The following is a 19,067-nucleotide window of genomic DNA, read 5'->3' on the forward strand; positions in this document are numbered from 1 at the left end:
TCCGCCCGACACGACGGTCAGGGGCGTTTTGCGCCCGCTACCTGTGTTTTCGGGTCTGAGGGCGACGGTAGTACGGAACGGCGGGGAGTGCCACCGTTCCGTCGAATTTCACGCCGTGGTCACCTCGTGGCAGGACTGATGTCCCCTTTCTCGCGGACCCACGTCCCGCGGCGCAGGGCCCTCCGGCTCGCTACGCGGCGGCGATCACCAGCACCCCGCACGGGCGATGGCCCGCGGCCCGCAGGACCCGCACCGACTCCGCCGCGGTGGCGCCGGTGGTGACGACGTCGTCGACGAGCAGCACCGCCGCCCCGGGCGGCGGACCCGCCGCCGTCCGGATCCGCACCCGGCCGGCCAGGTTGCGCTGCCGCTGGGCGGCCGACAGCCCCACCGAATCCCGGACGCCGCGCCCGGTGCCGAGGAGGCCGCAGACCTCGAGCCGCCGGTCGTGGCCGGCGGCCACGCGCGCCGCGCGCGTCACCGGGTCGCCGCCGCGTGACCGCGCCGCCCGCGCCCTCGTCGGGGCGGGCACCACGACGACGGGTCCGGCGGGCAGCTCACCCCAGCGCCGCAACCGCGACACGGCGGTCGCCAGCGCGAGGCCGAGCGGGACGGCCAGATCGCGCCGGCCGTGTTCCTTGGCCGCGATCACCGCGCGACGGCGGGCGCCGCGGTACGGCCCCAGCGCCCACACCGGCACGCCGGGATCGACCCGGGGCCGGACCCGTGCAGGCACGTCCGCCAGTTCCCGGGCACAGCGCCGGCACCAGCCGACGCCGGCGAGTCCGCAACCGCCGCACTCGACGGGCAGCACCAGATCCAGCAGCGAGGTCAGCACCGCGCCAGTGTGGCCGCCGGCCCCGACATCCCGCGCCGGACCGTCAGCCCGGCAGGACGGGGACCGCCTGCAGCCCGGTCAGGCCGGGTACCTCGCGCCAGTACCGGTCGCCGGCCGGATCGGCGTTGTTCAGCTGGAACACCGCCCGCGAGTCGGCCACGAACTCCGAGGTCGTCGACGCCTCGACGGCGACCACGGGCGGGGTGAGGTTCCGGCTCGGCAGGGCGTCCATGCGGGAGCCGTCCACCGCGACCTGCACGACGGGCACGTCGGAGGCGGACCGTGCCACCACCACGGTGTCCGGGGTGCTCCAGTCCAGCGACAACGCCGGGCTGCCGAGGCCGATGGCGATCTCCCGCGGCGTCGTGAGCGAGAACTCGCCGTTCGACTTCTGCACGACCACCGCGACGTACACGCGGCCGTCCACGATCATCGCCGCGCGCACGCCGTCGCGGGAAAGCCGCAGATCGCTGATCACGTTGCCCACGGCCCGCACGGAGCCGGCGTCGACGGGGAGGACGGTGACCCGGCCGGTGCCCGGCTCGCGCACCACGCGCACCACGTTCGTGCCGTTGACCACGGCCCACACGGAGTTGTCGTCGAGCGCCCACGTCGGCCGCGTGATCGATTCGCCCTGCAGGGCACGTGCCGCCGTCCCGTCGCGGTAGGGGCCGATCAGCAGCTCGGCGGTGGCTTCGGGGGCGGGACGCCCGGTGTCTGCGACGGCGGCCGCGAGCTCGCCGTCGTGCGACAGCGCGACCGAGCGCAGGTTCGTCGCGGCGCCGAAGGCCCCGGGCACCGGAGTCACCCCGGTCTCGGCGACACTGACCAGCCCGCCGCCCCGCAGGGCGTGGAGGCCGATGGTGGCGCTCGAGGTGGCCAGCGGGTTCATCGACGCCACGTCCGCGGTGGTCCAGCCGTTCGGGAACCGCTCGTCCAGCGGCTGACCGTCCGCGAGCAGCACGTAGGGCCCGGTGATCTCGGCGTTGGCGAGGGTCCAGATCACCTGTGCCGCCAGCATCTCGCGGCTCTCCTTGCCCAGGGGCTTCAACCCCAGGAAGTCGATCCGGACGCCCCCGAGACCGACACCGACCTGGGTCGTGCGGCCGTCGGCCTTGGTGATCGGCCCCCGCACGGACACCCCGGAGCCGAGTTCCGTGCGCACGGCCGGTGCCAGGGCCGCCTTCGGGCCCTCGATGAGCAGGTCGATCAGCTGTGCCGCGGTCTGGTCCTGGGTCGCGGCGATCCAGCGGGGGTCGGGCACGACCGTGCGCCCGGACGGGTCGACGAAGTACAGCGAGCGTCGCTGGTAGCCGTTGAGGAACTGCGGGCGGTCCATGACGACGCCCGGTCCCATCTCGTCGATGCGCCACTCGCCGCCCGTGAGCACGAGCGTGATCCTGGTTTCGAACGGTCCCTCGTCGGCGCGGTAGACCCCGCCCTCCTCCAGGTGCCCGACCCGGTTGGCACGGATGACGTACGTCGCGCGCTCGGCGCTGCGCGACTCCGGCAGCACGTCGACCTTGTCCACGATCGTCGCGCTGGCGGCGTCGTCCCACCCGGCCGACATGTCGGCGGTGAGGAACTGCCGGGCCGCGAGGTGGCGGTTCGCCGGGTCGGTGCTGGCGCGCAGGAAGTCGCGCAGGAGCAGGTCCGGTTCCCGGCCCGGTGCCGGCGGGGGGACCGAGGTGGTGGTGGGCTCACGGGCGATGGTGCCGACCGCCTGCGGCGACGACGAGTCCGGCAGGCTGGCACACCCCGACACGGCGACGGTCAGGCCGAGCATCGCCGTGAGGATCGTCTTCGTGCCCCTCATGTGGCGGCTCCTTCGGGCGGGACCGGCACGTGCGCCGAATCCGCGGCCGTCCCGGCGTCGTCGCCGGTCCCGGCATCCGCCGACTCCGCCTCGGCCGGCGCGGCCGCTCCCGGCAGCGGGCGGCCCTGGACCGCACGGACCGTGCTGGGAACGAGCGGCAGCGGACTGCGGCCGACCTTGCGTCCCCGTTCCCGCGGGAGGGTCAGCCGGAAGCAGGACCCCTGGCCGGGCTCGCCCCACGCCTCGAGCTTGCCGTTGTGGAGGTTGGCGTCCTCGACGCTGATCGCCAGGCCGAGACCGGTTCCGCCGGACCGCCGGACCCGCGACGGGTCCGAGCGCCAGAACCGGTTGAAGACGAGTTTCTCCTCGCCCGGACGCAGGCCGACGCCCTGGTCCCGGACGATGAAGGCGGCGGCGTTGTCGTCGGCGCGCAGGCGCAACAGGATGGGTTTTCCCTCCCCGTGGTCGATGGCGTTGGCGAGCAGGTTCCGCAGGATGCGCTCGACGCGGCGCGGATCCACCTCGGCGGTGACGGGTTCGCCGGGCAGGTCGACGATCAGCTCGGTCCCGCTCTCGCGGGCGAGGTGCCGGACGGTGGAGACCGCGGCACGGGCGCACATCCGCAGGTCGAGCTGCTCGGCCGCGAGCTCGGCGACGCCGGCGTCGTGACGGCTGATCTCGAGCAGATCGCCCAGCAGGCTCTCGAACCGGTCGAGCTCGGTGACGAGCAGCTCCGAGGCCCGCTTCAGGGACGGGTCGAGTTCGTCGCTGCCGTCGTGGATCAGGTCGGCGGCCATCCGCACCGTCGTCAGCGGGGTCCGCAGCTCGTGACTGACGTCCGAGGTGAACCGCTTCTGCAGGTTGCCGAACTCCTCGAGCTGCGTGATCTGCCGCGACAGGCTTTCGGCCATCTCGTTGAAGGACATGGCCAGGCGCGCCATGTCGTCCTCACCGCGCACCGGCATGCGTTCCTTGAGGCGGCCGTCGGCGAACCGGACCGCGATGCGCGACGCCGAGCGGATCGGCAGCACGACCTGGCGCGCGACGATCATCGAGATCGCGGCGAGCAGCACGAGCAGCACGCCGGCGCCGACGAGCAGCGTGCCCCGCACCAGCGACAGCGTGTTCTCCTCGCCCGCCAGCGGGAACACCAGGTACAGCTCGAGGGTGGAGATGTCCGACGCCGTCGGGGTGCCCACGATCAGGGCCGGGCCGGAGTAACCGTCCGGATCCGACACGGTCGCGAACTGGTAGGAGATCTGGCCCTTCTGCACGAAGGCACGCAGGTTCTCGGGGATCTGGTCGGCAGGACCGCTCGACGTCGGGGCGCGCGGTCCGTCGCCCGGCACGATCAGCACCGGGTCGAAGGTGCCCGCGACGCCGGTGTCCTGGCCGGCGTGGCTGCCGCGGTTGGTCAATGCCGCGGCGGCCCCGTCGAGCCGTACCTGCAGCGAACCGGAGTCGTCGGCGCCGGCGAGCTGGCCCTCGACGAGTGCGCGGGAGCGCTCGACCTCCTCGGTGGCGGCGTTGATCTTCACCTCGAGCAGCCGCTCGGTGATCTGGCTGGTGAGCACGACACCGAGGACGAGCATCACGATCAGCGACAGCGACAGGGTCGAGACCACGACCCGGAGCTGCAACGATCGCCGCCACGTGTGGGCGAGCCGGTTGCTCACCGCACGTGACCACCTCAGCAGCGGCAGGGTCCTCCTCGTGATCCGCCGCCGCAGTCGGTACCCACCGATCACGGCGGTCCGGCCTTGTAGCCGACGCCACGCACCGTCAGCACCACCTCGGGATTCTCGGGATCCTTCTCGACCTTCGCGCGCAACCGCTGCACATGGACGTTCACCAGGCGGGTGTCGGCCGCGTGCCGGTAGCCCCAGACCTGCTCGAGCAGCACCTCACGGGTGAACACCTGCCGCGGCTTGCGCGCGAGCGCCACCAGCAGATCGAACTCGAGCGGCGTGAGAGAGATCAGTTCGTCCCCGCGGCTGACCTTGTGGGCGGGAACGTCGATGGCGATGTCGCCGATGGAGAGCACCTCGGCCGGTTCCTGCTCGGTGCGACGCAGCCGCGCCCGGACCCGGGCCACGAGTTCCTTGGGCTTGAACGGCTTGACGATGTAGTCGTCGGCGCCGGATTCGAGCCCGAGCACCACGTCCACGGTGTCCGACTTGGCGGTGAGCATCACGATGGGCACGCCCGAGTCGGCCCGCAGCACCCGGCACACGTCGATGCCGTTCATGCCCGGGAGCATGAGGTCGAGCAGGACGAGGTCGGGCCGGATCTCCCGGACCGCGTTCAGCGCCTGCGAACCGTCACCCACCACGTACGGCTCGAATCCCTCGCCCCGCAGGACGATCGTGAGCATCTCGGCGAGCGCGGTGTCGTCGTCGACAACCAGAATCCTCGGCTTCATGGCTTCTATCGTGTCACTCCTCGACCGTGGTGAAGCTGATTTGAGATCTCGGCGGCGAGTTGTCGCGGATCGGCGTCGGGTCCGGCAACCCGCCACGGCGACATCCACTGTCGGCGTGCGAGGTCGTCGTACACCTGCCCGGTCCGGGCCTGCAGACCCGAGTCCCGTTCGTACGCGTCCCGATCGCGGGCCGTGTCGGCAGCGGCGCGACTGCGGGCCCGCTGCGCAGCCAGTTCCACGGGTACCCGCAGCAGCAGCTGCAGATCCGGTACAGGCAGCGCGAACCGATCGAACTCGAGCTCGCGGACCCATTCCACCGACGGCCCCGAGCCGTCCTCGTGGTGCCGCGCGGCGGTGTAGGCGGCGTTGGACGCGACATACCGGTCGAGCAGCACGATGTCGTTGCCCGCCAGGAGCTTCCGCAACTCGTCGGCGGCGTCGCGCCGATCGAGGGCCCACAGCAGGGCCATCGCCTCGATGCTCGAGGCCGCGTCACCGTGCCGGCCCCGCAGGGCCTCGGCACCGAGGTCGGCGTGCACCGACACGCCGTAGCGCGGGAACGCGAGCGTCGCGACGACGAATCCCGCAGCGCGCCAAGCCTCGACGAGGCCCGCGGACAGTGTCCGCTTGCCGGCCCCGTCGAGCCCCTCCACGACGATCAACGCGCCCATCGGCGGTGTCCTGCGATCCTCGCTACCGTGCTCAGTACCGGTAGTGCTCGGGCTTGTACGGGCCCTCCACGTCGACCCCGATGTACTCGGCCTGGTCCTTGGACAGCTTGGTGAGCTCGCCGCCGAGGGCCTCGACGTGGATGCGGGCGACCTTCTCGTCCAGGTGCTTGGGCAGGCGGTAGACCTCGTTGTCGTACTCGTCCGGCTTGGTCCACAGCTCGATCTGGGCGATCACCTGGTTGGCGAACGAGTTGCTCATCACGAACGACGGATGGCCCGTGGCGTTGCCGAGGTTGAGCAGCCGGCCCTCGGACAGCACGAGGATGGAATGCCCGTCGGCGAAACGGAACTCGTCGACCTGCGGCTTGATGTTGATGCGGGTGACGTCCGCCGCCCGCTCGAGGCCGGCCATGTCGATCTCGTTGTCGAAGTGGCCGATGTTGCCCAGGATCGCCTGGTGCTTCATGCGGCGCATGTGGTCGAAGGTGATGATGTCCTTGTTGCCGGTCGCGGTGATCACGATGTCGGCCTGCTCGATGAAGCCCTCGACCGTGACGACATCGAAGCCGTCCATCAGCGCCTGCAGCGCGTTGATCGGGTCGATCTCGGTGACGGACACGCGCGCACCCTGCCCGCGCAGCGCCTCCGCGCAGCCCTTGCCGACGTCCCCGTAGCCGCACACCAGGGCGGCCTTGCCGCCGATGAGCACGTCGGTACCGCGGTTGATGCCGTCGAGCAGCGAGTGCCGGGTGCCGTACTTGTTGTCGAACTTGCTCTTGGTGACCGAGTCGTTGACGTTGATCGCGGGGAACGCCAGGTCGCCGCCGGCCGAGAGCTGGTACAGCCGCAGCACACCGGTGGTGGTCTCCTCGGTGACGCCGCGCACCGACTCGGCGATCGCCGTCCACTTCTTCGCGTCCTGCGCGAGGGACTCGCGCAGGAGCGCCAGGAACACCCGGTACTCGGCGGAGTCGTGCTCCTCGTCCACCGGCGGCACCACACCCGCCTTCTCGAACTGCGCGCCCTTGAGCACCAGCATGGTGGCGTCACCGCCGTCGTCGAGGATCATGTTGGCCGGCCGCGGTGTCCCGTCGGCGGCGGCGGGCCAGGTGAGCATCTGCTCGGCAGCCCACCAGTACTCCTCGAGGGTCTCGCCCTTCCACGCGAACACCGGCACACCGCGCGGGGCCTCCACGGTGCCGTGCGGGCCGACGACGACCGCAGCGGCGGCATGGTCCTGGGTCGAGAAGATGTTGCACGAGGCCCAGCGCACCTCGGCGCCGAGCGCGACGAGCGTCTCGATCAGCACGGCCGTCTGGACGGTCATGTGCAGCGAGCCGGAGATCCGCGCGCCCTTCAGCGGCAGCACCTCCGCGTACTCGCGGCGCAGCGCCATCAGGCCGGGCATCTCGTGCTCGGCCAGCCGGATCTCCTTGCGGCCGAATTCGGCGAGGGACAGATCGGCGACCTTGAAGTCGATCCCATTCAGCTGGTCGGCCACGAGCTTGGTGTCGGACACGTGAGAATGCCTCTCCTGTTGTCAGTCGGTTCTGCCAACAGGCTATACAACTCGCTGCTCAGTCGTGCCGGGCGGAGCGATCGATGAACGGCCCGAGCAGCTCCGCCAGGTCCGCGGCGACGTCCCGGTCGGACTCGGGCGGCATGGAGATGTAGCTCATCGCGATGCGCACGATCGCGCGGCCCAGGATGCCCGCATCCGACGCGGACGCCTGGACCCAGCTGCGCTGGAAGGTTTCCGACAGCCGGGCGGAGGCCCGCTCGATGAGCGGCGCCGAATCGGTGGTGATCAACCGCAACAGGTCGGGCTTGGCCTCGCCGCGCAGCAGCGACTGGATCAGCGGGTCGGCGCTGCTCTCGACGAAGAACGACGTGAACCCCTCGACGAGGGCGTCGCGCGCCTGCCCCACATGGCTGTAGATCGCGTCGTCGACGGCGTCGACGAACTGATCGACCAGGCGCAGGGCATACGCCTGGGCCAGGCCCTGCCGCGAGGCGAACTCGTTGTAGAGCGTCTGCCGGCTCACACCGGCGCCCCGGGCGACGTCCGTCATGGTGACGGCGGACCAGTCGCGGGCGGTGAGCAGGTCCCGCATGGCATCGAGCACCGAGTTGCGCAGCAGCATCCGGCTGGCCTCGTGGAACGGTACGCGTTGCCGGTCCTCGGGTTCCCCGGCTCGCGGGGGCTCCCCGGCGGGGGACGATTCGTGCACGATCGACATGCCGCGACGTTTTCACGCGGGGCGGGTCCCGTCAACACGAATGGAGCTAGCGGCGCGGCGCCGCCGGTTCCGCCAGTACCGAGTGCCGGCGACTGTAGGTGAAGTAGACGACCACGCCGATCACCATCCACACCACGAACCGCAACCACGTCTCCACCGACAGGTTGGCCATCAGCCACACGCACGCGAGTACCGCGAGAATCGGCACGAGCGGCACCGCGGGCACCCGGAATCCGCGCTCGAGATCCGGACGGGTCCGGCGCAGCACGATCACCCCGATCGAAACCAGGACGAACGCGAAGAGCGTCCCGATGTTGACCATCTCCTCGAGGGTGCCGAGCGGAATGAGGCCGGCGAGGACGGCAACCACGACCGTCACCAGCACGGTCGTCCGCACCGGGGTACCGTGCCGGCCGGTGTGCGACAACCGTCGCGGGACGAGGCCGTCGCGTGCCATCGCGAACAGCACCCGGGTCTGGCCCAGCATCAGGACCATCACGACGGTGGTCAGGCCGGCGAGGGCACCGACCGAGATGAGGTTCTTGGCCCAGTCCATCCCGTTCAGCGCGAACGCCGTCGCGAGCGTCGACTCGTCTCCGGCCAGTTCCTTGTAGTTCACCATCCCGGTGAGGACGAGGCTCACCGCCACGTACAGCACGGTGACGATCGCGAGGGAGCCCAGGATCCCGATGGGCACGGCCCGCTGGGGATGCCGCGTCTCCTCCGCGGTGGTGGCGACCACGTCGAACCCGATGAATGCGAAGAACACCAGGCTCGCCGCGGCGAGCAGGCCGTACCACCCGAACGTGCTGCCCCCGGCCCCGGTGAGGAACGAGAACAGCGACTGCCGCAGGCCCTCACCGGTCGAGGCAGATTCCGACGGCGGGACGTACGGGGTGTAGTTGTCGGTGTCGATGTAGAAGACGCCGAGCGCGACAACGAACAGGACGACGGCGATCTTGATCGAGGTGATCACCAGCGACACGCGCGAGGAGAGCTTCGTGCCCGTGGCTACGAGTACGCCGATCACCACGACGATCAGGATCGCACCCCAGTCCACCTTCACGGGCCCGAGAGAAGCCACCGGCGACAGGCCGCCGAGCACCTCGCCGAGATACAGCGACCAGCCCTTGCCGACCACGGCGGCGGCGAGAGCGAACTCGAGGATGAGGTCCCAGCCGATGATCCATGCGACGAACTCGCCGAACGTCGCGAAGGAGAAGGTGTAGGCGCTCCCGGCGACGGGCACGGTCGACGCGAACTCGGCGTAGCACAGCGCCGCGAGCGCGCAGGCCACAGCCGCGAGCACGAACGCGAGGGACACGGACGGGCCGGCGACGTTCCCGGCCGTCCGGGCCGTGAGGGTGAAGATGCCGGCGCCGATGACGACGGCCACGCCGAACACAATCAGGTCCCACGCTGTGAGGTCCTTGCGCAGACGGGAATCCGGTTCGTCGGTGTCGAGGATGGATCGCTCCACCGACTTGGTCCGGAACAGTCCGCTGCGGGATACGCCGCCGGTCTCGGTCATCGGGCACTCCCCTTTCTCCGGAGCGGAAGTACCCGGAGTGGCGCCTTCCCACGCCTAAGCCACGGGGGGTACGGAACAGGTCGGGCTCGAGGTGGATCAGCCGAACGGCGGGGACGACGGCCCCGACCCGGGCATCGGGTCGTCGATCGCGGACAACGAGCCGAGGGAGAACAGCACCCCCTCATCGATCGGAAACGAGCGTGTTTCCGCTAGTCGACGGGAGCGCCGGTGTCCGCCAACCGCGCGCGGAACAGTTGCGCCGGCTCGCCGGCCGCCCGCACCGTGACGGCCGGGTCGGAGGCCGACAGCCACACCGCCTGGCCGGCCGACAGCTGCAGGCTCCGCCCACCGCATTCCACCCCGGCCACCCCGGCGGTGCACAACAGGATCTGCGGGCCGCACGGCGGCAGGGTGACGGCGTCCGGTGCGGCATCGGAGCCGGCGGCGACGTCGACGCGTGACAGCGCGAACTCCGGGGCCGGAGTCCGGTAGCGCACCTCGCCCGGCCCGGACGGCTCCGGTTCGAGGATCGGCACATCCACGGGACGGAAATCGAGCACCCGCAGCAACTCCGGCACGTCGACGTGTTTCGGCGTGAGGCCGCCGCGCAGCACGTTGTCCGAGTTGGCCATGATCTCCACGGCCATGCCGTGCAGGTACGCGTGCAGGTTCCCGGCGGCGAGGAACAGGCCCTGTCCCGGCTCGAGGGTGATCCGGTTGAGCAGTACCGCAGCGAGCACCCCCGCGTCGCCCGGGTAGAACTCGGCCAGCTGCAGCACGGTCCGCACCTCCTCGGCGAACGAGGCCGTGCCGTTGCCGTTGTGCGTCGCCAGGTACGTCACGCAGCCGTCGAGCACCCGCGGCAGCAACGCCGACAGCACCGACTGCGGCAGGGTGATCCAGATGGTGAACAGCGCCCGCAGGCCGTCCGAGTCGGGCTGCCCGGCGAGCAACCCGATGTACGGGTCGAGCTCGGGAACCTCGAGGGCGCCGAGCAACTCGACGGTGCGGTGCGGATCCCGGAAACCGGCGAGCGCCTCGAAGCGGGTGAGCGCGACGACGAGTTCGGGCTTGTGGCTCGCATCGCGGTAGTTCCGCACCGGCGACTCGAGGGGCAGGCCCGCGGCCTCCTCCCGGGCGAAGCCCTCGGCGGCCTGTTCGGCGCTCGGATGGGCCTGCAACGACAGTGGCTCCTCGGCGGCGAGCAACTTGAGCAGGAACGGCAGCCGGGGTCCGAACCGGCTCAGTGTCGCCGGCCCCAGATGCCCGCCCGGATCGGCCTCGAGCACGTCGAGCAGCGATGCGCTCCCGCCCGGGCTGTCGCCGTTGGCGCTCACCACGCGCGCCGGGTCCGCGGGATGCGCACCGAGCCACAGTTCCGCCTCCGGATGTGCGGACGGCACGGTACGGCCGCACAGCGCCGCGATCGCGGTGCGCGAACCCCAGGCATACGAACGCAGCGCACCTTCGAGTCGGAGCACTAGCAACCACCGACCAACCGCAGATAGGCCGCGGCCATCTCGAATCGCACGGCCAGCACCGCCACCTGCTCCGGCACCGGCGGCACCGCCTTCGCCTCGAACTCCCCCACCACCGATACCAACTCCATGTCCGGCAGCGCTGCCGCGCGCCGCTCCGCCTGCCGCCGATCCTCCTCCACGCTCAGCACGAACACCCGCGCCGGGGGTGCGGGCACCGGCCCGTCGAGCTGTTCGTCGTGGAAGAACGGATCGTAGGGTTCCCCGCTCGCCGGCGGCCTCGCGATGAGCCGGTCCCGGGCGGCGAGGACGTCCGACAACGCCGACGCCGACGCGATCACCCCGGCCACCTGCAACAGGGACTCCCCGGCGTGCCGGGCCAGCGCGGCCGTCACCGCGGAGTCGCCGGCCAGCGCCACCCGACGCGACTGGATGCGGGCCGCGAGCGCCTTCGCCGGGTTGTGGAACACCTCGCTGCCCGGCTGGTCGCGACCGGCCTCCGCGTCCGCCGAATCGGCGAGGTCGGCCAGCGGGGGAACCGCGCCCGCCGTGCGGGTGGCCTCCATCGCGACCACCACCGCGAGGAACACGGCGAGGTGCCGCAGGAGTGAGTACGCCACCGGCACCCGGATCCGCGGGGGCAGCAGCGTCGCACGGCCGGCGGTCGCCGCCCGGATCGGCCCCTCGTCCGGGGCGTCGACGACGACCTCGGCCCCGCGCCGCAGGGCCGCGGCGACCGACTCGGCGAGCTGCGGGTCGCCCGCGTCGTCGCCCGCGACGACGACGACGTCGAGCGGGCCGACCCACGGCGGCGTGACGGGGGCCGTGACCAGCGGCACGGCCGAGCGGGCCGCAAGCATCGCGACGACCAGCTCGCCCGCGCGCGCGGCGCGCGCGTCGCCGCACACGAGCACCACGCTGCGGGGGTGCAGGCCGTGCAGGCGGTCGAGGATCTGCTCGTCGACGGCCGCTGCGGTGGCCCGGATCTGGGCCCCACCGAGCGCGGCGAACCGCAGAATCCCGTCGACGTCCGCGTCGATCAGGGCGTCTGTGTCGTCCAAGTCGAGGAACGAAGAGGGAGCCGTCATGGCTGCGCCACCATCCTTCCGACTCGAACCGTCCCGGCGCCGGGCCCCGGGAACTCGATTATCCCCGCCACGGATACTTCCGTCACGCGCGCACGATTGCCAGGATTTCCCTCACCAGCGCGTCGACCTGTTCGGCGGTGCGGGCCTCGACGTTGAGCCGCAGCAGCGGCTCGGTGTTGGAGGCGCGCAGGTTGAACCAGGCGCCGTCGGCGAGGTCGACGGTGACGCCGTCGAGCCGGTCGACCGATTCGGCACGATCGCCGAATGCCTCGAGCACGGCGGCGGTGCGCTCCGCGGCGTCGGCGACGGTGGAGTTGATCTCCCCGGACGCCGCGTACCGGTCGTAGCCGGCCATCAGCTCGGACAGCGGCCGGTCCTGCCCGGCGAGCGCGGCGAGCACGTGCAGCGCGGCGAGCATGCCCGAGTCCGCGCCCCAGAAGTCGCGGAAGTAGTAGTGCGCGGAGTGCTCCCCCCCGAACACGGCCCCGGTCTCGGCCATCTGCTGCTTGATGAACGAGTGCCCGACGCGGGTGCGGACGGGCTTGCCGCCGAGTTCGGCGACCAGTTCCGGCACGGCGCGCGAGGTGATGAGGTTGTGGATGATCGTCGACCCGGGTTCCTTGGCGAGTTCCCGCGCGGCCACCAGCGCGGTGACCGCCGACGGAGTGACCGGCTCGCCGCGCTCGTCGACGACGAAGCAGCGGTCGGCGTCGCCGTCGAAGGCGAGTCCGAGGTCGGCACCGGATTCGCGCACGAGCTTCTGCAGGTCCACCAGGTTGGCGGGATCGAGCGGGTTGGCCTCGTGGTTGGGGAAGGTGCCGTCGAGTTCGAAGTACAGCGGCACGAGGTCGATCGGGAGCGCGCCGAACACCGCCGGCACCGTGTGCCCGCCCATGCCGTTGCCGGCGTCGACGGCGACCTTCAGCGGGCGCATCGCCGACAGTTCCACCCGCGAGCGGACGAACGCGGCGTAGTCGGCGAGCACGTCCCGTTCGGAGACGGTGCCGGGGGCGCCGTCGAAGTCCGGGACGCCGGCGACGAGTTCGGCGGCGATGGTGGCGAGGCCGGTCTCCTGCCCGACCGGCTTCGCCCCGGCCCGGCACAGCTTGATGCCGTTGTAGCGCGCCGGGTTGTGGCTCGCGGTGAACATGGCGCCGGGGGCCTCGAGGATGCCGGAGGCGAAGTACAGCTGGTCGGTGGAGGCGAGTCCGATGTGCACGACGTCGAGTCCCTGGGCGGTGACGCCGGCGGCGAAGGCCTGCGACAGCTGCGGGGACGATTCGCGCATGTCGTGGCCGATCACGATGCGGGTGGCGCCGCCGTCGCGCATCAGGCGAGCGAAGGAGGCTCCGACATCACGGACGAACCCCGCATCGAGCTGTTCTCCCACCACGCCACGCACGTCGTATGCCTTGACCACGGCGGACACGGACTCGGCAGATCTCGCCACTGTTGCTGCTCCTGATCGTCGACTGGCACCGCCGCCTCCGCGGCGGGGCACGGTCAGCCTAGTGGGCGACGATCAGGACGTGGGATCGGGCAACACGCGCAGGTGGCCACGGCGGCCGGTGCGGGCCGTGGGCGGCGCGGCCAGCGCCGTGGGGACACCGGAATCGGTGTCGTCGGAGTCGGTTCGGGCACGCTCGCCGAGACCGGCCTCACGCACCGCCTCGGCCAGGGCGGTCAGGTCGTCCTCGTCCGGAGTGCCGGTGGTGAAGGCACCCTCGTACCGGACCAGCTCCCACCCCTTCGGCGCGGTGATCCGCGAGCCGTGCGATTCGCACAGATCCCACGAGTGCGGCTCGGCGACCGTCGCCAGCGGACCGACGACCGCGGTGGAGTCCGAGTACACGTAGGTCAGCGTCGCAACAGCAGGGTTCTTGCACCCAGGCCGGCAGCATCGACGCAGTGATCTCACAGTCGGAGAGTAGCGCGCCGTCCGCCCGGGGACTATCCGGACACACCGGAGAACCCGGTACGGATTTTCGTGTCGTACTGTCCAGAGCATGCACCGATCGCGCCGTTCCCGCCCCGTGACGTCCCGCTCGGTCGCGCGACGCGGCCGCGGCGTGCGCGGGCCGTTGTTCCCGCACGAGTTGCCGGCGTGGCGCTCACGGGCGGAGAAGTTCGACCTGCTCGTGCTGGGGGCGTTCGCCCCGATCGACGCGCAGTGGCACGACCGGCTGACCAAGCTCGATATCGCCGTCGACGAGGTGCCCAAGATCCGCGCCCTCGACCCCGACTCGGTGAACTGGCCGTCGGAGGTGGTCGCGGACGGTCCGGTGCCGCTGTCGCGACTCGTGCCCGCGGGGATCGACCGCCGCGGCGCCGCGACGCGGGCCCGGATCGTGCTCTTCCGCCGCCCGCTCGAACTGCGGGCGAAGGATCCCGAGGATCTCACCGATCTGGTCCACGACGTGCTCGTGCACCAGGTCGCCACCTACCTCGGCGTGGAACCCGAGGTCATCGACCCCGAGCTCGGCGGCTTCGACGAGGACTGACGTCCTCAGACGATGCCGCGCTTGAGGCGCCGGCGCTCCCGCTCCGACAGACCGCCCCAGATGCCGAAGCGCTCGTCGTTGGCCAGCGCGTATTCGAGACACTCGTCCCGGACCTCGCAGCCCAAGCAGATCCGCTTCGCCTCCCGGGTCGATCCGCCCTTCTCGGGGAAGAACGCCTCGGGATCCGTCTGCGCGCACAGCGCGCGTTCCTGCCACTGTTCGTCGCCACCGTCGGACGGGTCGCCGAAACCATCGATCAGGCTGAGCACGGGTCGCGCGGGCGCGTCCCCCCCGATGCCGTCGATGTCGTCCCGAACGTCCTCGCCTGCAGTGTCGATGCCTGCAGTGTCGATCCGAGAGCTCTCGAACCATTCGCGCTCGTCGGCCATCGTTCGCCTCCTCACCTGCAGCGCTGCAACTCTCGTCGAAACCGGCCCACTCCGCGCCATCCCCGGTCGAACATGCGTTCGAATGCAGTTCACCACAACCGATCTCGGCCCCGGTTCACTGGAAATGACACTTATGTGATTAGACACGTGGGGCGTGTCGCGGTCAAGCCGAGCGGCGCCGCTGCCTTACCATCCGGGGTTCTCCACCGTGCCGGTGCGCACCCGCCGCCCGGGCGCGCAGGCACCCCGGCAGCCCACCCGGCGCACCGCCTAGGCTTGCCCTGTGAACGTGACTGTATTGGTCGGCGGCGTCGGAGGTGCGCGTTTTCTCACCGGCGTGCGCCGGCTCCTCGGCATCGAACCCGGCCGCGACCTCGACCCCGACGCCGCACACCGGGTCACCGCGATCGTCAACATCGGCGACGACGTCTGGATGCACGGGCTGCGGATCTGCCCCGACCTGGACACGTGCATGTACACCCTCGGCGGCGGGATCGACACCGAACGCGGATGGGGCCGGGCCGACGAGACCTGGCACGCGAAGGAGGAGCTGGCGGCCTACGGCGCCACACCCGACTGGTTCGGTCTCGGCGACCGCGACATCGCGACCCACCTGCTGCGCACCCAGTTGCTGAGCGCCGGATACCCGCTCTCGGCCGTGACCGAGGCCCTGTGCGACCGGTGGAAGCCCGGCGTCACCCTGCTCCCGGTCTCCGACGACCGCAGCGAGACCCACGTGGTCATCACCGATCCGGCCGACGGCGAGCAGCGCGCCGTGCACTTCGAGGAATGGTGGGTCCGGCACCGCGCGCAGGTCCCCACGCACAGCTTCGCGCACATCGGCGCCGAGAAGGCCGCCCCCGCTCCCGGGGTGCTCGCGGCGATCGAATCGGCGGACGTGGTGATCCTCGCCCCGTCGAACCCGGTGGTGAGCATCGGCGCGCTCCTCGCGATCCCCGGCCTGCGCGGCGCGCTGCGCACCACGTCCGCGAAGATCGTCGGCCTCTCGCCGGTGATCGACGGAAAGCCGTTGCGCGGCATGGCCGATGCCTGCCTCGACGTGATCGGCGTCGAGTCGACCGCCCAGGGCGTCGGGCGGCACTACGGCGCCCGCAGCGGCGCGGGCCTGCTCGACGGGTGGCTGATCCATTCCACCGACACCGCCGATGTGCCCGGCGTCGAGGTGCGCAGCGTGCCGCTGCTCATGACCGATCCGGACGCGACAGCCGAGATGGCTCGCGCCGCATTAGAACTGGCAGGAGTGACCCCGTGACCATGCCCACCGACACGGCCACCGGGACCGCCGCCGGAGTGCGCGACCACTCCCCCGGGCGGCCGATCGAGATCCTCCCGGTGCCGGGCCTGCCCGAGTTCCGGCCCGGCGACGACCTCGCCGCCGCAGTGGCCACCGCCGCACCCTGGCTCGCCGACGGGGACGTCCTCGTCGTCACCAGCAAGGTCTTCTCCAAGGTCGAGGGCCGCATCGTCGACGCCCCCACCGATCCCGAGGCCCGCGACACGCTCCGGCGCCGCCTCGTCGACCAGGAGGCCGTACGCGTGCTCGCCCGCAAGGGCCGCACCCTCATCACCGAGAACCGGCTCGGGATCGTGCAGGCAGCCTCCGGGATCGACGGCTCCAACGTCGCCGCGTCCGAGCTCGCCCTGCTACCCGAGGACCCGGACGCGAGTGCCGCGGCGCTGCGGGAGCGCCTGGGGACCCTGCTCGGCGTGACGGTCGCGGTGGTCGTCACCGACACGATGGGCCGGGCCTGGCGCGTCGGCCAGACCGACGCCGCGATCGGTGCGGCCGGGATCCCGGTCCTGCACGAATATGCCGGATCCCGGGACGCGCAGGGCAACGAGCTGTTCGTCACCTCCGTCGCCGTCGCCGACGAGATCGCCGCCGCGGGCGATCTCGTCAAGGGCAAGCTGGGCGGGGTACCCGTCGCGGTGGTCCGCGGTCTCGACCTGCCCGACAACGGTTCCACCGCACAGGAACTGATCCGCGGCGGGGAGGACGACCTGTTCTGGCTCGGCACCGCCGAGGCACTCGAGCAGGGCCGCCGTGAGGCGCTGCTGTTGCGCCGGTCGGTGCGCGAATTCTCCTCGGAACCGGTCGATCCCGAGGATCTGCGGGACGCGGTCGCCGAGGCGCTCACCGCTCCGGCGCCGCACCACACCCACCCGGTGCGGTTCGTCTGGGTCCGCACCGAGCAGGTCCGCCGGCGGCTGCTCGACCGCATGCGCGAACGCTGGGCCGCCGACCTCGCCGGTGACGGGCTCGACCCGGCGGCGATCGACCGCCGGGTCGGCCGCGGCGCCATCCTCTACGGCGCCCCCGAAATGGTGATCCCGTTCTGGGTTCCCGACGGCGCACACAGCTACCCCGACGCCCGCCGCACCGCCGCCGAGGCCACGATGTTCACCGTCGCCGCCGGCGCTGCCGTGCAGGGCTTGCTGGTCTCGCTCGCCGTGCGCGGGCTCGGCAGCTGCTGGATCGGGTCGACGATCTTCGCCCCGGACGTCGTGCGGCGTGAACTCGGCCTGCCCGGGGACTGGTCGCCGCTCGGCGCGATCGCGGTCGGGCACCCCCTCGAGCCGGCGACGCCGCGCGTCGCCCCCGCGGCCGGCGACCTGCTGCTGGAGCTTTGAGGTGACCGCGTCCACGCTGCACGCCTCGGCCGTCGACCGGCTGCAGAACTGGCGGACCGACTCGGTGGACGCGGAGTCGCTGCGGCACACCATGCTCGCGTTCCTCGACGCCGCGCCCGAGGGGTGCCTCCGCAGGCACGTGCCCGGACACGTCACGGCGTCGTCGCTCGTGCTCGACGCCGACCGCCGGCACGTGCTGCTCACCCTGCATCCCCGGGTGGGGCGGTGGATCCAGCTCGGCGGGCACTGCGAGGAATCCGACGAGACGGTCGTCGGGGCGGCGCTGCGGGAGGCGACCGAGGAGTCCGGCATCGAGAACCTGGTCATCGATCCGGAACTGCTCTCGGCGCACACCCATCCGATCACCTGCTCGCTGGGCCGCCCGACCCGGCACCTGGACCTGCGGTTCCTCGTCGTCGCGCCGCCCGGGGCCGTGCCCGTCCGCAGCGCGGAATCGACCGACCTGCGCTGGTGGCCGGTCGACGCGCTGCCGCCGGAGGCCGAGCACGACACCCTCGGGCACCTGCTCGGCCTCGCCGCCGTACGCACCGGGGCGGGCCCCGCCGTACGCACCGGGGCGGGCCCCGCCGTGCGCACCGGGGCGGGCCCCGCCGTGCGCACCGGGGCGGGCCCCGCCGTACGCACCGGGGCGGGCCCCGCCGTACGCACCGGGGCGGGCCGTTAGACCGGTTGCAGCGTGGGGCGTTTCGGTTCGATGCCGTCGCCCGAGGAGGTGCCGCGCAGGCGCCGCCCGACCCAGGGAATCAGGAATTCGCGTGCCCACCGGCGGTCCTCGGCCCGCTTCGCCGCCGAGACCACCGGCGCGGCATCGAATTCGGCCGGGGTGAGCGTGTGCGACACACCGAGGAGATCGAGCACGCGGATCGCCATGTTCCGGTGCCCGGCCGGCGACATGTGGAGCCGGTCGAAATCCCACATCCGCAGGTCGCGGTACTCGTCGAACCGCCAGAAGTCGACGATCGCCGCACCGTGGCGGTCGGCGATCGCCCGGACCAGCTCGTTGTAGACGGCCCAGCGGCCGCGCAGCACCCCGAACACCGGCGCCCAGCTGCCGTCGTAGGCCGTCCACACGAGCACTCGCGCACCCGTGGCGGCAAGCTTGCCGATCGCGTCGTCGTACTCGGCCGCCAACGCGTCGAGGTCAAGCTTCGGGCGCATGAGGTTGTTGCCACCGGCGTAGATCGTCACCAGGTCGGGTCGCATCGCGATCGCCGCGTCGAGCTGCTCGTCGAGGATCGGGCGCAGCAGCCGTCCGCGCACGGCGAGGTTCGCATACCCGAACCCGGGGTTGTCGCGGGCGAGCTCCTCGGCGACGAGGTCCGCCCAGCCACGCAACCCGTTGGGCCGGGCCGGATCCGGGTCCCCGACGCCTTCGGTGAACGAATCACCCAGCGCCACATACCGTTCGAACTTCATTCGT

General features: G+C 71.7%; 17 protein-coding genes and 1 pseudogene. 4 read left to right on the top strand and 14 right to left on the bottom strand.

The window, feature by feature from the left end; genetic code table 11:
• Positions 1–190 precede the first annotated feature (190 nt).
• From KZJ41_RS18355 to KZJ41_RS18410, 12 genes are all read right to left on the bottom strand, one after another.
• Positions 191–838, bottom strand: coding sequence for a ComF family protein (locus tag KZJ41_RS18355; RefSeq protein WP_006942685.1), 648 nt, complete (start codon positions 836–838; stop codon positions 191–193).
• 43 nt (positions 839–881) lie between these two features.
• A complete protein-coding gene (gene lpqB, locus KZJ41_RS18360; protein WP_006942676.1) occupies positions 882–2,654 on the bottom strand; it encodes an MtrAB system accessory lipoprotein LpqB in 1,773 nt (590 codons plus the stop codon).
• Positions 2,651–4,402, bottom strand: coding sequence for an MtrAB system histidine kinase MtrB (gene mtrB, locus KZJ41_RS18365; RefSeq protein ID WP_251549381.1), 1,752 nt, complete (start codon positions 4,400–4,402; stop codon positions 2,651–2,653). Before mtrB ends, lpqB begins: the two co-directional genes overlap by 4 nt.
• Positions 4,399–5,076, bottom strand: a complete 678-nt coding sequence (gene mtrA / locus KZJ41_RS18370; RefSeq protein ID WP_006942670.1) for an MtrAB system response regulator MtrA — start codon at positions 5,074–5,076, stop codon at positions 4,399–4,401. Before mtrA ends, mtrB begins: the two co-directional genes overlap by 4 nt.
• 5 nt (positions 5,077–5,081) lie before the next feature.
• Positions 5,082–5,747 carry a dTMP kinase gene (locus tag KZJ41_RS18375; protein ID WP_006942663.1) on the bottom strand — a complete coding sequence of 222 codons (666 nt, stop codon included), beginning with the start codon at positions 5,745–5,747 and terminating at the stop codon, positions 5,082–5,084.
• 31 nt (positions 5,748–5,778) lie between these two features.
• Complete coding sequence (gene ahcY, locus KZJ41_RS18380) at positions 5,779–7,266, bottom strand: adenosylhomocysteinase (protein WP_006942661.1); 1,488 nt, start codon at positions 7,264–7,266, stop codon at positions 5,779–5,781.
• A 58-nt stretch (positions 7,267–7,324) separates the two neighbouring features.
• A complete protein-coding gene (locus KZJ41_RS18385) occupies positions 7,325–7,987 on the bottom strand; it encodes a TetR/AcrR family transcriptional regulator (RefSeq protein WP_029544617.1) in 663 nt (220 codons plus the stop codon).
• Between the two features lie 46 nt (positions 7,988–8,033).
• The gene (locus KZJ41_RS18390) at positions 8,034–9,518 is read right to left on the bottom strand and encodes an amino acid permease (protein WP_006942659.1); all 1,485 of its coding nucleotides are present in this window, start codon (positions 9,516–9,518) and stop codon (positions 8,034–8,036) included.
• 209 nt (positions 9,519–9,727) lie between these two features.
• Complete coding sequence (gene manA / locus KZJ41_RS18395) at positions 9,728–10,999, bottom strand: mannose-6-phosphate isomerase, class I (protein ID WP_050035464.1); 1,272 nt, start codon at positions 10,997–10,999, stop codon at positions 9,728–9,730.
• On the bottom strand, positions 10,999–12,084 hold the full coding sequence (locus KZJ41_RS18400; RefSeq protein ID WP_006942656.1) for a hypothetical protein: 1,086 nt from the start codon (positions 12,082–12,084) through the stop codon (positions 10,999–11,001). Before KZJ41_RS18400 ends, manA begins: the two co-directional genes overlap by 1 nt.
• 82 nt (positions 12,085–12,166) lie before the next feature.
• Positions 12,167–13,534 (bottom strand): phosphomannomutase/phosphoglucomutase, encoded by a 1,368-nt coding sequence (locus KZJ41_RS18405; protein ID WP_065922401.1) that lies wholly within the window; start codon positions 13,532–13,534, stop codon positions 12,167–12,169.
• Positions 13,535–13,606: 72 nt separating this feature from the next.
• Positions 13,607–14,002, bottom strand: a complete 396-nt coding sequence (locus KZJ41_RS18410; RefSeq protein ID WP_170914101.1) for a DUF3499 domain-containing protein — start codon at positions 14,000–14,002, stop codon at positions 13,607–13,609.
• Positions 14,003–14,090: 88 nt separating this feature from the next.
• Between KZJ41_RS18410 and KZJ41_RS18415 the strand changes: the two genes are divergently transcribed.
• Complete coding sequence (locus tag KZJ41_RS18415; protein WP_037201001.1) at positions 14,091–14,585, top strand: metallopeptidase family protein; 495 nt, start codon at positions 14,091–14,093, stop codon at positions 14,583–14,585.
• A 5-nt stretch (positions 14,586–14,590) separates the two neighbouring features.
• Here the strand turns inward: KZJ41_RS18415 and KZJ41_RS18420 are convergent, their stop codons facing one another.
• Positions 14,591–14,854 carry a WhiB family transcriptional regulator gene (locus KZJ41_RS18420; RefSeq protein ID WP_170914112.1) on the bottom strand — a complete coding sequence of 88 codons (264 nt, stop codon included), beginning with the start codon at positions 14,852–14,854 and terminating at the stop codon, positions 14,591–14,593.
• Between the two features lie 403 nt (positions 14,855–15,257).
• On the opposite strand from KZJ41_RS18420, the gene cofD reads away from it, so the two are divergent.
• The 3 genes and pseudogenes from cofD to KZJ41_RS18435 form a co-directional block, all read left to right on the top strand.
• Positions 15,258–16,247, top strand: coding sequence for a 2-phospho-L-lactate transferase (gene cofD / locus KZJ41_RS18425; protein WP_029544620.1), 990 nt, complete (start codon positions 15,258–15,260; stop codon positions 16,245–16,247).
• Positions 16,248–16,249: 2 nt separating this feature from the next.
• Entirely contained in the window at positions 16,250–17,626 is a 1,377-nt protein-coding gene (locus tag KZJ41_RS18430) for a coenzyme F420-0:L-glutamate ligase (protein WP_037201795.1), read from the top strand.
• Position 17,627: 1 nt separating this feature from the next.
• Positions 17,628–18,173: pseudogene (locus tag KZJ41_RS18435) on the top strand (NUDIX hydrolase); the annotation flags it as partial.
• Positions 18,174–18,307: 134 nt separating this feature from the next.
• Here KZJ41_RS18435 and KZJ41_RS18440 read toward each other — a convergent pair.
• Complete coding sequence (locus KZJ41_RS18440) at positions 18,308–19,063, bottom strand: SGNH/GDSL hydrolase family protein (protein ID WP_006942636.1); 756 nt, start codon at positions 19,061–19,063, stop codon at positions 18,308–18,310.
• Between the last annotated feature and the right edge of the window lie 4 nt (positions 19,064–19,067).

The sequence above is a fragment of the Rhodococcus sp. 11-3 genome, assembly GCF_023704055.1.
Taxonomy (GTDB): Bacteria; Actinomycetota; Actinomycetes; order Mycobacteriales; family Mycobacteriaceae; genus Rhodococcus; species Rhodococcus aetherivorans.

Bases quoted from the DNA above. Each gene is read 5' to 3' on its own strand.
- KZJ41_RS18440 (WP_006942636.1), bottom strand. From the start codon at position 19,063: ATGAAGTTCGAACGGTATGTGGCGCTGGGTGATTCGTTCACCGAAGGC.
- KZJ41_RS18415 (WP_037201001.1), top strand. From the start codon at position 14,091: ATGCACCGATCGCGCCGTTCCCGCCCCGTGACGTCCCGCTCGGTCGCG.
- mtrA (WP_006942670.1), bottom strand. From the start codon at position 5,076: ATGAAGCCGAGGATTCTGGTTGTCGACGACGACACCGCGCTCGCCGAG.
- KZJ41_RS18390 (WP_006942659.1), bottom strand. From the start codon at position 9,518: ATGACCGAGACCGGCGGCGTATCCCGCAGCGGACTGTTCCGGACCAAG.
- lpqB (WP_006942676.1), bottom strand. From the start codon at position 2,654: ATGAGGGGCACGAAGACGATCCTCACGGCGATGCTCGGCCTGACCGTC.
- KZJ41_RS18430 (WP_037201795.1), top strand. From the start codon at position 16,250: ATGCCCACCGACACGGCCACCGGGACCGCCGCCGGAGTGCGCGACCAC.
- KZJ41_RS18400 (WP_006942656.1), bottom strand. From the start codon at position 12,084: ATGACGGCTCCCTCTTCGTTCCTCGACTTGGACGACACAGACGCCCTG.
- KZJ41_RS18375 (WP_006942663.1), bottom strand. From the start codon at position 5,747: ATGGGCGCGTTGATCGTCGTGGAGGGGCTCGACGGGGCCGGCAAGCGG.
- KZJ41_RS18385 (WP_029544617.1), bottom strand. From the start codon at position 7,987: ATGTCGATCGTGCACGAATCGTCCCCCGCCGGGGAGCCCCCGCGAGCC.